Here is a 14,237-nt window from a genome sequence, read left to right on the forward strand (position 1 = left end):
CTTCATATCCTGTCGAATATTGATAGATTATCATAGCATAATAATGAAGGAATTCTAATGAAAGGTATGGAAACTTAATAATTACATCTCCATATGTCGTATCTACCATTTCCTCTTTCATATAGGCAATGATACAGTAGAGGTAGTACTTAGAGTAAAGGGGTAAAGTGTAGAATGGATTTTCAGACAATCAAAGAGTATTTTTCACCAGAAAATATGGATCATATTGTTGAAAGCTATAAAGCGTTCGGACCACTTCTTGGTATTGGGCTACCGATGATAGAGGCGCTAATTCCAGCATTGCCACTTATCGTATTTGTACTGGCGAATGCTGTTGCATTTGGATTTTGGCTCGGTTTTCTTTATTCTTGGCTTGGATCAGTAATGGGTGCCTTACTTGTCTTTTTCATAATCCGCCATTTTGGTCGAAGTCGTTTCTTTTCTTTTGTGAATAAGCATGAGAAAGTACGAAAGGCAATGGGATGGATTGAAAGGAAAGGGTTCGCGCCGATTTTCGTCATCTTTTGTTTTCCGTTTACACCGTCTGCGCTTATAAATGTTGTCGCTGGTCTATCACGCATTAGTGTAAAACAGTTTGGCCTTGCGCTTGCGTTCGGAAAGCTTGTGATGATTTTTATTTTAACGTATATCGGTCATGATTTAATGTCATTTATTCATAATCCGGTGAAATCAGTCATTGTAGCGATTGGTATTTTTATTTTATGGTATGTCGGTAAGAGAATTGAAGTAAAGTTAGAACTACATTAAGAATAGTCTTCTTTGTAAAGGAAAGCTTCATTATTAAAGGATAAGGGGAGAAGCGGATGAAGAAAACTTTGAAAAAAGAAGGCATAGAGTGGATACGAACAATTTTAATTGGTGTATTATTAGCTGTATTTTTTCGAACGTTTTTCTTTTCAACGTATGTTGTAGAGGGGAAGTCAATGATGCCGACATTGCAAGATGGCAATATGCTCGTTGTAAATAAGGTGAGTTATCAAGTGGGGGACTTGAATAGGTTTGATGTTGTTGTGTTTCATGCGAATAAAAAAGAGGACTACGTAAAACGAATTATCGGTTTACCTGGGGATCATATTGAATATAAGCATGATAAACTATATATAAACGGACAATTCGTAGATGAACCTTATCTAGAGAAATATAAGAAAGAGATAAATGGACGACAACTAACAGGTGACTTTACGCTAGAAGAGTTAACGAAGGAAAAAACGGTGCCGCCTGGATATATTTTTGTAGTAGGTGATAACCGCCTCGGGAGCTGGGATAGTAGACATTTTGGTTTTGTAAAAGCTGATACAGTTGTCGGTAAAGTTGATTTACGATATTGGCCAATTCAAGAGGTGCAAACGAATTTTTCAAAAGGTTGATATAATAGGTAGAAGTATAGAAAAAGACAAACTACTCCGTTTGTCTTTTTTCGTGTCCTATAATACAATTATAATAGCAAACTAACGTTCGTTATGTAAGTGAAAGGTGGGGTTACATGTCACTTCGATTTGTGATTGGTAGAGCGGGAAGTGGAAAAAGTACACTTTGTTTACACGAAGTGCAAGAAGAGTTAAAACAGCGCCCAAGAGGGGAAACAATATTATATCTTGTGCCAGAACAGATGACATTCCAAACGCAGCAGGCGTTAATTGGTAGTGAGGATGTTAGAGGTTCTATTCGGGCACAAGTTTTTAGTTTTTCACGATTAGCGTGGAAAGTATTGCAAGAAGTTGGCGGAGCGAGTCGTCTTCACATTGATGAAGTGGGCGTACATATGTTACTTCGTAAAATTGTAGAGTCTCGTAAAGATGGATTATCGGTGTTCCAAAAAGCAGCGGAGCAAAACGGTTTCTTTGAACATCTTGGCAGTATGATTGCGGAGTTTAAACGATATAACGTGACGCCATCAAACGTATATGAAATGTGGCAACAATTAGATGCGCATAGTAGCAGTGCCGAACAAAAGCTATTAGCGAATAAAGTGTATGATTTACAACTACTATATGATGATTTCGAGCGTGCTTTAATCGGAAAATATTTAGATTCAGAAGACTACTTACAATTGCTAGTAGAAAAGCTTCCGCAGTCTGAATATGTAAATGGGGCTGAAATTTATATAGATGGATTTCATTCATTCTCACCGCAGGAGCTAGAAATTGTAAGGCAGCTTATGATTTGCGGAGCGAGAGTGACAATCACGTTAACGCTAGATGAAAAAACGTTAGCACAACCAGTAAATGAACTAGATTTATTTTATGAAACGACGTTAACGTATGAAAAAATAAAACAAGTAGCACGTGAAGAGAAGATAGAAATTGAAAAAACGATTCCACTTATGGAACAGCCGCGTTTTCATTCGCAATCATTAGCGCATTTAGAAGCGCACTACGAAGCACGACCAAATGAAAAATTTCACGGAGAAGCAAGTGTAACGATTCATACAGCCGCGAATTTACGAGCTGAAGTAGAAGGTGTTGCACGTGAAATTCGTAGACTTGTGGCGGACGAAAACTACCGTTACCGAGATATTGCGGTTCTTCTTCGTAATGGGGAAAGTTATTACGATGTGATGCGAACGTTATTTACAGATTATAATATCCCGCACTTCATCGATGAAAAACGCCCGATGTCACATCATCCGCTAGTAGAATGCATTCGTTCTGCACTCGAGATTATTAGCGGGAATTGGCGTTATGATGCAGTATTTCGCTGCGTGAAAACAGAGCTTTTATATCCATTGGACGTAAGAAAAGAAACGATGCGCGAAGAGATGGATGAGTTTGAAAACTACTGTTTAGCGTACGGTGTACAAGGAAAGAGATGGACTTCTGAAGATCCATGGATGTATCGTCGCTATCGTTCTCTTGACGATACGGACGGGATGATTACAGACAGTGAACGTGAAATGGAAGAGAAAATAAATCGATTACGTGACGTTGTAAGAACGCCAGTTATTCGTATGCAAAAAAGACTGAAGCGTGCGGGAACGGTTATGCAAATGTGCGAAGCTGTTTACTTATTTTTAGAAGAGCTTGACGTTCCGAAGAAGTTAGAGGAATTACGTATTCGTGCAGAAGAGAGCGGAGATTTCTTATTTGCGACAGATCATGAACAAGTATGGGAAGAAGTTATGAGTCTTCTTGATACGTTCGTTGAGATGCTTGGCGAAGAGAAAATGTCACTTTCTATGTTCACAGACGTTATGTCGACAGGTCTTGAGGCGCTTCAATTCGCAAACATTCCGCCGTCATTAGACCAAGTGTTAATTGCGAATATTGATCGTTCTAGATTATCAAATGTGAAAGCAACATTTGTCATTGGCGTGAATGAAGGTGTGATTCCAGCAGCACCTATGGATGAAGGTATGCTTTCTGATGAGGAAAGAGATGTTCTTAGCGCTGCAGGTATTGAACTCGCACCAACGACGAGACAAACTTTATTAGAAGAACAGTTCGTTATGTACCAAATGGTAACGAGAGCAACTGAAAAATTGTATATTTCGTGTCCGCTTGCAGATGAAGAAGGAAAGACGTTACTTGCATCTAGCTTTATTAAGAAAATAAAAAGAATGTTCCCTGATGTGAAAGATACATTTATTACGAATGATGTAAATGATTTATCACGTTCGGAACAAATTTCATACGTAGCAACGCCAGAAGTAACATTGTCATATGTTATGCAGCAACTTCAAACGTGGAAGCGATATGGATTTGAAGGCAATTTAGACTTTTGGTGGGATGTATATAATTTCTACGTAACTTCGGATGAATGGAAGCAAAAAAGTAGCCGCGTATTATCAAGCTTATTCTACCGAAATCGTGCGCAAAAGCTAAGTACAGCTGTAAGTAGAGATTTATACGGAGATAAAATAAAAGGGAGCGTCTCTCGTATGGAGTTATTTAACCGTTGTGCGTACGCTCATTTCGCGCAGCACGGTTTATCGTTAAGAGAGCGTGATATTTTCAAACTTGATGCGCCAGATATTGGGGAATTATTCCATGCAGCACTGAAGAGAATTGCGGACAGGCTATTACGTGAAAACCGTACTTGGGCGGATTTATCAATAAAAGAGTGTGAGCATCTTTCTGCTGTAGTAATAGAAGAAATTGCACCGTTATTACAAAGACAAATTTTATTAAGTTCAAACCGTCATTTCTATTTAAAACAAAAACTACAACAAATCATTTTCCGTACGTCAATCATTCTTCGTGAGCACGCAAAATCGAGTGGTTTCGTACCAGTTGATTTAGAAGTACCATTCGGTATGGGCGGTACAGGATCGCTTCCGCCAATGGAATTCTCATTACCAAATGGTGTGAAGATGGAAGTAGTTGGTCGTATTGACCGTGTTGATAAGGCAGAAGATGAAAACGGAACATTCCTACGTATTATTGACTATAAATCAAGCTCAAAAGCGTTAGACTTAACGGAAGTGTATTACGGATTAGCACTTCAAATGTTAACGTATTTAGATGTTGTTACTTCAAATGCGCATACGTGGATGAAAAAAGGCGGCACGGCATCACCAGCTGGTGTATTGTATTTCCACATTCATAACCCAATTGTGGAGGTAAAAGGTGACGCATCTGAAGCAGAAATTGAAAAGGAAATTTTAAAGAAATTCAAAATGAAAGGTCTCGTACTAGGAGATGCTGACGTTGTTCGTTTAATGGATAACAAACTTTCAACAGGAAGCTCTGATATTATTTCTGCTGGTCTGAAAAAAGACGGTAGTTTTAGTGCGCGTTCAAGTATTGCCAGTGAACAAGAGTTTAACGTCCTGCAAAAATACGTACACCATACGTTTGAAAATATCGGGAAAGATATTACAGAAGGCGTTATCGATATTGCTCCTTACAAAAAGGGGAATAAAGCGGCGTGTACGTTCTGTAACTTCAAATCGGTTTGCCAGTTCGATGAATCACTTGAAGATAACCAGTTCCGTACGTTAAAAGATATGAAAGATAGTGAAGCGATGGAGAAAATTAGAGAGGAGGTTGGCGGAGAATGATGGAAAATTGGCCTGAAAAACCAGAAGGTAGTCAATGGACAGATGACCAGTGGAAAGCCGTTGTAGCGAATGGGCGTGATATTTTAGTCGCAGCAGCAGCAGGATCAGGGAAAACAGCGGTATTAGTTGAACGTATTATCAAAAAGATAATAAATGAAGAAAACCCAGTCGATGTGGACCGCCTGCTCGTTGTAACATTTACGAATGCAGCGGCGCAAGAGATGAAAAACAGAATTGGGGAAGCGTTAGAAAAAGTATTAATTGATGAGCCTGGCTCTCAGCACATCCGAAAGCAGCTGAGCTTATTAAATAAAGCTTCCATTTCAACGATCCATTCATTTTGTTTACAAGTTATTAGAGGATACTATTACATGCTTGATGTTGATCCTCGTTTCCGCATTGCGAATCAAACTGAAAATGAATTGTTAAAAGAAGAAGTGCTAGATGACATATTAGAAGAAGAGTATGGAATTGAAGATAATACGATATTCTTTGAACTTGTTGATCGTTATACGAGTGACCGTAGTGACGATGATTTACAACGTATGATTTTAGCGCTTCATACAGAATCAAGAGCACATCCAAATCCGGAAAAATGGCTTGATAAATTAGTAGAAGCATACGATGTGGAAGGAAAGACAATTGAAGATTTAGTGTACGCTTCCTACTTATTAGAAGATGTGAAATTCCAGCTTGAAACAGCAGAACAGCATATTCGTAAAGCGACAGAACTCGCAATGCTCCCTGACGGTCCAGCGCCTCGCGTTGAAACACTGCAAGCGGATTTAGCTTTACTTGGAACGTTATCATCAGCTGCTCGTGAGTCATGGACAAGCGTGTATGAAGCGATGCAAAACGTATCGTGGCAAACGTTAAAGCGTATTAAGAAAAGTGATTATAACGAAGACATTGTCAAACAAGTAGACTCTCTTCGTAATAAGGCGAAAGATGAAGTGAAGAAACTACAAGAAGAGCTATTTAGCCGCAAACCTGAAAGTTTCTTACGAGATTTTCAAGATATGCATCCTGTATTAGAAAAGCTTGTTCAGCTCGTAAAAGTATTTACAGAACGTTTCCAAGCGATGAAACGAGATAAAGGAATGGTTGATTTTACAGATTTAGAGCATTTCTGTTTACAAATTTTAAGTGAACAAAGTGAAGACGGTGAAATGAAGCCATCAGCTGTAGCGCTTCAATATCGCAATAAATTTGCTGAAGTATTAGTCGATGAATATCAAGATACGAACTTCGTACAAGAATCGATTATTAAGTTTGTAACGAAAGATTCTGAGAGTGAAGGAAACTTGTTCATGGTAGGTGACGTAAAGCAGTCGATCTATCGTTTCCGACTAGCAGAACCAGGATTATTCCTAGGAAAGTATAAACGCTTCACGCAAGAAGGATTAGGCGGCGGAATGAAGATTGATTTAGCGAAAAACTTCCGTAGTCGTCATGAAGTGTTAGCGGGTACGAACTTTATTTTTAAACAAATTATGGGTGAAGAAGTTGGGGAAATCGATTACGATGCTGACGCTGAATTAAAGTTAGGTGCTACCTATCCAGAAGGTGAAGATGTAGCAGCTGAACTAATATGCATTCAGCAAACGGAAGAAGAAGTATTAGACGGTGAAGAAGGTGCGGAAGTAGAAAAGGCGCAGCTTGAAGCTCGTCTTATGGCGCAGCGCATTAAAGCGATGGTCGATTCGGGTTATGAAGTGTATGATCGTAAAACGGATAGTATGCGCCCTGTACAATACCGCGACTTCGTTATCTTGCTTCGCTCCATGCCGTGGGCACCGCAAATTATGGAAGAGTTAAAGCTGCAAGGAATTCCAGTATACGCTGATCTTGCGACTGGTTACTTTGAAGCGACAGAAGTAAATATTATGATGAACGTCTTCCGCGTTATTGATAATCCGATGCAAGATATTCCGCTTGCAGCAGTGCTTCGTTCACCAATTGTTGGACTAAATGATGAAGAACTTGCGACGCTTCGTGCTCATGGGAAGAAAGGCTCGTTTTATGAAGTAATGAGCTCATTCTTAAAAGGGGCACCGCTTGAAGAAGAAAAAGAACTACATGATAAATTAGAATGGTTCTACAACTTACTGCAAGGATGGCGTGCATTCGCGCGCCAACAGTCTCTTTCTGACTTAATTTGGAAAGTGTACGGTGAGACAGGTTATTACGATTTCGTTGGCGGTTTACCAGCTGGAAAGCAAAGACAAGCAAACCTGCGTGTACTATATGACCGCGCAAGACAATATGAAGCAACGTCGTTTAGAGGATTATTCCGCTTCTTGCGTTTTATTGAGCGTATTTTAGAACGCGGTGATGATATGGGTACGGCGAGAGCTTTAGGTGAACAAGAAGACGTCGTTCGCATTATGACAATTCATAAAAGTAAAGGACTTGAGTTCCCAGTCGTATTTGTCGCTGGACTAGGTCGCCGCTTTAATACACAAGACTTAATGAAACGTTTCTTACTGCATAAAGACTTCGGTTTTGGTTCGCAATTTATCGATCCTCGTAAACGAATTAAATATACGACATTATCGCAACTTGCGATTAAGCGTAAAATGAAAATGGAATTAATTGCGGAAGAAATGCGCGTATTATACGTAGCATTAACACGTGCAAAAGAGAAGTTAATTTTAATCGGAACAGTTAAGGATGCAACTAAGGAAATGGAAAAATGGCTGGATGCTAGGGAGCATAGTGAATGGTTATTACCAGATCATATACGTGCCGGAGCGTCTTGCTACTTAGACTGGATTGCACCTTCATTATATAGACACCGTGATAGTGAAATACTTCTTGAATTAGGACAAGGGAGCATTCCAGATGAAATTTATGGGTATAGTGCGAGCTGGAAAGTAGAAGTTGTTGACGGAAACACGTTACTTGCGCCAGAGCCCGTTCAAGAAGAGAAACAAGAATTGTTAGAAGCACTTCGTGAGAAAAAGGCCGTTCCGTTAGAAAGTGAACGGAAAGAAGAGGTGTACGATAGATTAATGTGGAAGTACGGATATGAGGAAGCGACATCTCATCGTGCGAAGCAGTCTGTTACAGAAATAAAGAGAAATTATCAATCTGAAGAAGGTAGCGATAATGCCTTTATTAAAAAATTACGTGCACCAATTAAAACACGTCCTCGTTTTATGGAGAAAAAGGGATTAACATACGCTGAAAGAGGTACGGCAGTTCACGCTGTTATGCAGCATGTTGACTTGAAGAAGCCGATTACGGTTGAAGTTCTTCAAGAGCAAATTGCGGGAATGGTAAATAAGGAATTATTAACATTTGAACAAGCAGAAGAAATAGCAATTGAAAAAGTAATTTCATTCTTTGATAGTGACCTAGGTAAACGGGTATTAGCGGCGAAAAGTGTTGAGCGTGAAGTGCCATTTACGATGATGCTTGCAGCAGAAGAAGCATATCAAGATTGGCAAGGGAAGAGCGGGGAATCCATTCTTGTCCAAGGGGTTATTGACTGCATGATCGAAGAGGAAGACGGTATTACGTTAATCGACTTCAAAACGGATACAATTGCAGGAAAATTCCCAAGCGGATTTGATCAGGCGAAGCCAATTTTAGAAGAGCGATATAAAGTGCAGCTTTCGTTATATGCAAAAGCGCTCGAGAAAAGCTTACAACATCCTGTGAAAGAGAAATGTTTATACTTCTTTGATGGCAATCATGTTGTAAAAATCGAAGAATAGAGGAACTTAAAAATGGTAACGGAAAAAACGTTAAGAACGTGTGAAAAAGGACATGAATACTACAAAAGTAGCGATTGTCCAACTTGCCCAACCTGTGAGAACGAGAGAGCGCCGAAAGAAGGTTTTCTCGCTTTTCTTTCAGCACCAGCAAGAAGGGCACTAGAACATCATGGAATTCACACTGTAGAAAAACTCTCAAAGTATAGTGAGAAAGAAATTTTAAAGCTGCATGGTATGGGACCTGCGTCGATGCCAAAGCTTAAAAAAGCTTTGGAGGAACAAGGATTATCATTTAAATAAAAAGAGTATTATGCTCTTCTAGACGAAATAGAAAAGAGTCCATCATGTTAGATGGACTCTTTTACTATCTACCTATAAGGGGGAATCACAGGGCAGCCCTTTCATTACGCTGTTCCAATCTGATCTTGATCGGCCACATCAGAATCAAATGTATTTGTTGCACTAACACCGTTAAACGTATTCACGACAAATCCAACATTGGAAGCTCCGGAACCATTATAAGCTTTCGTATTTTCTTTCGGAGACACGTTATAAAAATCCCCTAAATTGAAAGAACCATTACTGTTTTGAACGACGAGATTTCCAACAACGGAAGGCATACCATCCACCTACTTTACTAAGCTTTTTAATTACTATATGAATTATGGAGCGGAAGGTTCATCCGTAATATATTGACGGATTTGCATAATACGAGAGTTATTAAAAACATAATCAACATTTCCAATTTGAAAGCAGCCAGAATTTAAAAGTGTTCGTAATTCAACATCATTCACTTCGATAAAAGGACATTCATTTACAATGTTTAGTTTTACATCTGTCGTTCTTTTTGGGATTGTGATGTGTTCATCTGTAAAAATTTCAAATGCATCTAAGCGACCTTCCCCTTTTATATAACAAGGGATTTCTCTGTGGACGGCAAGAGCTCTACTTTTTAATTCCATTTGATTTGCATCTCCAACTTGAAATACGGCAGCAATCCCTAAAGAAATAATAGAAACATTTTGGACAACAGACACATGATGTAACATAATTTCTCAGTCTCCTTAACCTGGAGTAGGAGGGACATCTGTGACTAATGGTACAAATGGGCCCTCTGTAACAGTTTCGAATGGTGTATCAAGAATAGAAGATAGTATGAGGAAATTTGCATCCCCAATTAAAAAGAGTGCGGACGATGATACACCGTTCATTTTAATCTGTCCGACTTTTAATTCACGATTTACAACGTTAACATTCATACATACTTACTCCTTTCGGAAATTGCCCGGTATGTGTTGAATAAAAGAGAGGAAGGCTTTGTCGATATCATGTTTCATTGCTTGAATAATGATATCTCGTAAATAATCTGGATCTGTTGAAATCCCTTCATGTGATTGCGCTTGTGATAAATAATAAGGAAGTCTATGCTCCATCTGTTTCTTTATGTCATCAACCATCATTTGTCGATACATTTCATCGAGCGGCGTTCTCTCTTCTTGTTCAAAATGGAGAATTCGATTATATGCTTCTTCATCTAAGTAACGATGCATTTCTTGAAGGATGCCTTGGTAAAAGTCTGGATTTGTGTCAGTTTCAGGGTTGACTTTCAAAGTTTCTGTATCCACTTGAAAGTCTTCAATTTGCTGTCCTTTTGCTGAAAACGGATTTAAACCAATATTTAAAGTCCCATTTAAATTTTCAACTTTTAATTGATCGAATTTGTATTCCACTTTTCCTACAGAAGAGGAGGGGCGATTTTTTAATTCGTTAAGCTCTTCTTGGAGTTGGCGCACTTGATCTTCTAAATTTAGGATGGCTGTTTGTTGTGTTTGAAGAGCTTGCTGAAGTTGGTATAAGTAAGTATATATATCTTGATTCATTTGTGAAACCTCCTTTTCAATAGGGAGGGTAAATATATTCCTGCTATATATTTATGACAAGGATATCTTAAGAAGAACTAGTTGATGGTTTAATAGAAATAATTTGTCCTTTCGCCTGTAATGGGCGAAGGGGCTCTGTAAATCCGCCAGTATTTGAGAATTTGGATAGAGCTTTAATACTTCCAGCAGTACCAATTTGGAATACAGAAGAGGTTGTAATGCTATCAATTTTAATGCTGTTAATGATGATACTTTGGTTTACATAAAAATTCAATACAATCGCCTCCTCTAAGTTGAACCAATTATCGCTTGATCAATTACGTCTGAGTCATTAACAGTCGTTGCACTTTGATAATTGTAGACAGAAACATTATCTCCAACATTAAAAGAGCCGGCCCCGGCGAAAGCGCGTGAATAACTAATAGGCCTAATCGCAAATACATCTCCAATATGAAAAATACCACTTGATCCAATATTGACGATACGAATATGTCCGACCATAGCTGGCATACAAAACACCTTTCGTTTTTAAAGTTTTCTTTTCTACTATTGTATGGGCGTTTTCAATAAAATGTGTGTTTTTTTGAAATAAAAGAAGCACACACGTTATTGCGTGTGTGTATCGAGTGTTTGATTAGGGTGAAAATCCGTATGTACATGCCAAATTACATTTAAGAGCCTGTCCAGTTCTTGGCTACAATCCACTGTTTTTTGAGAAGTCATTCCGTAGCGTTCAGCAAAATAAATCATCTTTTCACGTTTTTTTTCAATCGCTTGCTCAAACATTGAAATCGGCTCCATCTCTAAATGAAATTTTTAGTATATTATGTAGTACATATTATACAAAAAAAACATAAAAAAGAAATGCATTCGCTAAAAAAAGTAAAATTTCTACATTTTATGCCAAATGATAAAGGAGTAACAAATCGGATATAAGAAGAATATTGTAAAAATTAGCGTGTATGAGAAGGTTTTTTTCTTACGGATGCGAATACAATTAAAGTGTATGAGTTTTAGGATGGAGAGTGGAAATATTGCGTTTGGTAACGGCGAAAAAAGATGAAAAGGTATTTGTAGGTATTGTGGATGAAGAGGAAGAAAAGGTATTGCATGTAAGAGAAGCGCAAAGACAAAAAGGGGAAAAGGTTACGATTCCAATTACAATGTTAGAGTGTATTGAAAGAGGAACCGAATGTGTTGAAAAAATGTGTGATATTGTCAATTGGGCGAAGGAAAATGAAGGAACCGCGTATTACCCGTTAACTGAGGTGAAAATATTAGCACCAATTCCAAGGCCAAGGAAGAATATTTTGTGCGTTGGAAAAAATTATCGTGAGCATGCGATAGAAATGGGCGGAGTAGAGTCAATTCCAGAAAATATAATGATCTTTACAAAAGCGCCAACGACAGTTATTGGAATGGATGAAAAAATTAATAGTCATCCCCACGCAACGAATGAACTAGACTATGAAGGAGAACTAGCTGTCATCATTGGTAAGCGAGGGAAACAAATAAAAAAAGAAAAAGCACTTGAGCATGTTTTTGGTTATACCATTATAAATGATATAACTGCTCGCGACATTCAAAGGAAGCATAAACAATTTTTCCTTGGAAAAAGTTTCGATACATTTTGTCCGATGGGACCGTATTTAATTCATAAATCGATGATTAATGCGCCAAATGCGTTACACATTGAAACGGTAGTAAATGGGGAAGTAAGACAAACTTCAAATACAAATAAAATGATTTTTTCAATAGAAGAAATCATTTCAACGATAAGTAAAGGAATGACATTAGAACCAGGAGATATTATCGCAACAGGAACCCCGGCTGGTGTTGGAAAAGGTTTCACACCACCGAAGTTTTTGCATGCTGGTGATGAAGTAGTCATTACAGTAGAAGGAATTGGTACTTTGCGAAATGTAGTGAAGTGAAGAAAAGAGCTATCTTATTAATAGATAGGTCTTTTTTATGGCCATGGAATATTGAAAAAATCTAAAATAGCGAAAATATATAATCCAATGAGTATTAATGTATAAATCCCAATTAGTATAACGGCAAGAGAACTTCTTTCGCGACCAAACCCGATAGCTGTAAGGAAAACAGCAGCCAAAAATGAGATTTTAAGTAGCATGAATGTATGAGGTGTTGAATAGTGACTAAGTAACGTTGTGGATAATAAGAATCCGATGAATGTAATGGAAATGAGAATGGTAGCTAAATAGTTAATATGTTTTCCATATTTCAAAAGCATACAACTACCCCCTTCGTAAAATAAACAGAATATTAAAATTTACTTTACGATAAACTATTAAAAAAAGAAAGAGGCTGTCCTAACATGTAGGACAGTCTCTCTATTATTACGATAATACCGCTTTAATTTTTTGGAATGCCCACTCTAAATCTTCTTCAGAGATTACTAGAGGTGGTGCGATACGAATTACATTTTCGTGTGTTTCTTTACATAATAGACCCGCTGCTTTTAGTTGTTCACAGTAAGGACGAGCTGGCTCGTTTAATTCGATACCGATAAATAAACCTTTACCACGAACTTCAGTAATCATTGGGTTATCAATTTCTTTTAATTGTCCAACTAATTTTTCACCTAATTGAAGAGAACGCTCTGTTAATTTTTCTTCTTCTAACACTTCAAGAGCTGCGATAGAAACAGCACATGCAAGTGGATTACCACCGAATGTAGAACCGTGAGAACCTGGCTCAAATACCCCTAAAATGTCGCGGTTTGCTGCAACGCAAGAGATTGGGAATACGCCGCCGCCAAGTGCTTTACCAAGTATGTACATGTCAGGAGTTACACCGTCCCAGTCACAAGCAAATACTTTACCAGTACGGCCTAAGCCAGTTTGGATTTCATCTGCTACGAATAAAACGTTTTCTTTTTTACATACTTCAAGAGCTTCTTTTAAGAAACCAGCTGGTGGGATGTTAATTCCTGCTTCACCTTGGATTGGCTCTAAAATGAATGCAGCTGTGTTTGGTGTAATAGCAGCTTTTAACGCTTCTAAATCACCATAAGGAATTACAACGATACCAGGAAGCATTGGACCGAATCCACGCTTGTACTCTTCGTTTGAAGACATAGAAACAGCACCCATCGTACGTCCGTGGAAGTTATCTTCACAAACGATAATTTCAGCACGGTTTGCTTCTACTTTCTTCACATCATAAGCCCATCGGCGAGCTGTTTTAATTGCAGTTTCAACAGCTTCTGCACCTGTATTCATTGGAAGTACCATTTCTTTATTTGTTAGTTTCGCAACTTTTTCGTACCAAGGACCTAATTGATCGCTATGGAAAGCACGAGAAGTTAACGTAACACGATTAGCTTGGTCAATTAAAGCGTTAATAATTTTTGGGTGACGATGACCTTGGTTTACTGCAGAATATGCACTTAATAAGTCCATATAGCGGTTTCCTTCAGGATCTTCTACCCAAACGCCTTCTGCTTTAGAAATAACGATTGGAAGTGGGTGATAGTTATTTGCCCCGTATGTGTCTGTAAGTTCGATAATATCCTTAGTTTGAATCATGATTGTTCCCCCTTTTGTTATTACAAGAAGTTTGTAAATACTCTAAATATTATAGCATTTAAAT

At 38.2% G+C, this 14,237-nt stretch carries 15 protein-coding genes; 6 read left to right on the forward strand and 9 right to left on the reverse strand.

Going from position 1 to position 14,237, the window contains the following annotated elements; all coding sequences use genetic code 11:
• Positions 1-174 precede the first annotated feature (174 nt).
• From EKQ63_RS07360 to EKQ63_RS07380, 5 genes are all read left to right on the forward strand, one after another.
• On the forward strand, positions 175-768 hold the full coding sequence (locus tag EKQ63_RS07360) for a TVP38/TMEM64 family protein (protein WP_048553998.1): 594 nt from the start codon (positions 175-177) through the stop codon (positions 766-768).
• Positions 769-824: 56 nt separating this feature from the next.
• Positions 825-1,388, forward strand: coding sequence for a signal peptidase I (lepB, locus tag EKQ63_RS07365; RefSeq protein WP_000751900.1), 564 nt, complete (start codon positions 825-827; stop codon positions 1,386-1,388).
• Positions 1,389-1,504: 116 nt separating this feature from the next.
• Positions 1,505-5,020 carry a helicase-exonuclease AddAB subunit AddB gene (addB, locus tag EKQ63_RS07370; RefSeq protein ID WP_143880923.1) on the forward strand — a complete coding sequence of 1,172 codons (3,516 nt, stop codon included), beginning with the start codon at positions 1,505-1,507 and terminating at the stop codon, positions 5,018-5,020.
• A complete protein-coding gene (gene addA, locus EKQ63_RS07375; RefSeq protein ID WP_143880924.1) occupies positions 5,017-8,742 on the forward strand; it encodes a helicase-exonuclease AddAB subunit AddA in 3,726 nt (1,241 codons plus the stop codon). The genes addB and addA overlap by 4 nt, the downstream gene beginning before the upstream one ends.
• 12 nt (positions 8,743-8,754) lie before the next feature.
• A complete protein-coding gene (locus tag EKQ63_RS07380; protein WP_087951643.1) occupies positions 8,755-9,042 on the forward strand; it encodes an RNA polymerase alpha subunit C-terminal domain-containing protein in 288 nt (95 codons plus the stop codon).
• Between the two features lie 104 nt (positions 9,043-9,146).
• Here EKQ63_RS07380 and gerPF read toward each other — a convergent pair whose 3' ends face one another.
• The 7 genes from gerPF to EKQ63_RS07415 form a co-directional block, all read right to left on the reverse strand.
• The gene (gene gerPF / locus EKQ63_RS07385) at positions 9,147-9,362 is read right to left on the reverse strand and encodes a spore germination protein GerPF (protein ID WP_001141566.1); all 216 of its coding nucleotides are present in this window, start codon (positions 9,360-9,362) and stop codon (positions 9,147-9,149) included.
• Positions 9,363-9,404: 42 nt separating this feature from the next.
• Positions 9,405-9,791: a spore germination protein GerPE gene (locus EKQ63_RS07390; RefSeq protein WP_087951644.1), complete on the reverse strand. Its 387-nt coding sequence runs from the start codon at positions 9,789-9,791 to the stop codon at positions 9,405-9,407.
• Positions 9,792-9,806: 15 nt separating this feature from the next.
• On the reverse strand, positions 9,807-10,001 hold the full coding sequence (gene gerPD, locus EKQ63_RS07395; protein WP_001102341.1) for a spore germination protein GerPD: 195 nt from the start codon (positions 9,999-10,001) through the stop codon (positions 9,807-9,809).
• Between the two features lie 6 nt (positions 10,002-10,007).
• A complete protein-coding gene (gene gerPC / locus EKQ63_RS07400) occupies positions 10,008-10,622 on the reverse strand; it encodes a spore germination protein GerPC (protein WP_087951645.1) in 615 nt (204 codons plus the stop codon).
• Positions 10,623-10,689: 67 nt separating this feature from the next.
• Complete coding sequence (gene gerPB / locus EKQ63_RS07405) at positions 10,690-10,896, reverse strand: spore germination protein GerPB (protein WP_001012508.1); 207 nt, start codon at positions 10,894-10,896, stop codon at positions 10,690-10,692.
• Between the two features lie 14 nt (positions 10,897-10,910).
• Positions 10,911-11,132 (reverse strand): spore germination protein GerPA, encoded by a 222-nt coding sequence (gene gerPA / locus EKQ63_RS07410; protein ID WP_001111187.1) that lies wholly within the window; start codon positions 11,130-11,132, stop codon positions 10,911-10,913.
• Between the two features lie 96 nt (positions 11,133-11,228).
• Positions 11,229-11,408 (reverse strand): aspartyl-phosphate phosphatase Spo0E family protein, encoded by a 180-nt coding sequence (locus EKQ63_RS07415; protein ID WP_000462845.1) that lies wholly within the window; start codon positions 11,406-11,408, stop codon positions 11,229-11,231.
• Positions 11,409-11,656: 248 nt separating this feature from the next.
• On the opposite strand from EKQ63_RS07415, the gene EKQ63_RS07420 reads away from it, so the two are divergent.
• On the forward strand, positions 11,657-12,556 hold the full coding sequence (locus EKQ63_RS07420) for a fumarylacetoacetate hydrolase family protein (RefSeq protein ID WP_173601724.1): 900 nt from the start codon (positions 11,657-11,659) through the stop codon (positions 12,554-12,556).
• A gap of 35 nt (positions 12,557-12,591) precedes the next feature.
• Here the strand turns inward: EKQ63_RS07420 and EKQ63_RS07425 are convergent, their stop codons facing one another.
• Complete coding sequence (locus tag EKQ63_RS07425; RefSeq protein WP_143880925.1) at positions 12,592-12,876, reverse strand: hypothetical protein; 285 nt, start codon at positions 12,874-12,876, stop codon at positions 12,592-12,594.
• A gap of 106 nt (positions 12,877-12,982) precedes the next feature.
• The gene (gene rocD / locus EKQ63_RS07430; RefSeq protein ID WP_000616655.1) at positions 12,983-14,173 is read right to left on the reverse strand and encodes an ornithine aminotransferase; all 1,191 of its coding nucleotides are present in this window, start codon (positions 14,171-14,173) and stop codon (positions 12,983-12,985) included.
• Positions 14,174-14,237 lie beyond the last annotated feature (64 nt).

The sequence above is a fragment of the Bacillus sp. BD59S genome (genome assembly GCF_007363175.1).
GTDB classification, from domain to species: Bacteria; Bacillota; Bacilli; order Bacillales; family Bacillaceae_G; genus Bacillus_A; species Bacillus_A pacificus.

Coding starts and splice junctions, on each gene's coding strand:
- EKQ63_RS07360 (WP_048553998.1), top strand. CDS start 175: ATGGATTTTCAGACAATCAAAGAGTATTTTTCACCAGAAAATATGGAT.
- lepB (WP_000751900.1), top strand. CDS start 825: ATGAAGAAAACTTTGAAAAAAGAAGGCATAGAGTGGATACGAACAATT.
- addB (WP_143880923.1), top strand. CDS start 1,505: ATGTCACTTCGATTTGTGATTGGTAGAGCGGGAAGTGGAAAAAGTACA.
- addA (WP_143880924.1), top strand. CDS start 5,017: ATGATGGAAAATTGGCCTGAAAAACCAGAAGGTAGTCAATGGACAGAT.
- EKQ63_RS07380 (WP_087951643.1), top strand. CDS start 8,755: ATGGTAACGGAAAAAACGTTAAGAACGTGTGAAAAAGGACATGAATAC.
- gerPF (WP_001141566.1), bottom strand. CDS start 9,362: ATGCCTTCCGTTGTTGGAAATCTCGTCGTTCAAAACAGTAATGGTTCT.
- EKQ63_RS07390 (WP_087951644.1), bottom strand. CDS start 9,791: ATGTTACATCATGTGTCTGTTGTCCAAAATGTTTCTATTATTTCTTTA.
- gerPD (WP_001102341.1), bottom strand. CDS start 10,001: ATGAATGTTAACGTTGTAAATCGTGAATTAAAAGTCGGACAGATTAAA.
- gerPC (WP_087951645.1), bottom strand. CDS start 10,622: ATGAATCAAGATATATATACTTACTTATACCAACTTCAGCAAGCTCTT.
- gerPA (WP_001111187.1), bottom strand. CDS start 11,132: ATGCCAGCTATGGTCGGACATATTCGTATCGTCAATATTGGATCAAGT.
- EKQ63_RS07415 (WP_000462845.1), bottom strand. CDS start 11,408: ATGTTTGAGCAAGCGATTGAAAAAAAACGTGAAAAGATGATTTATTTT.
- EKQ63_RS07425 (WP_143880925.1), bottom strand. CDS start 12,876: ATGCTTTTGAAATATGGAAAACATATTAACTATTTAGCTACCATTCTC.
- rocD (WP_000616655.1), bottom strand. CDS start 14,173: ATGATTCAAACTAAGGATATTATCGAACTTACAGACACATACGGGGCA.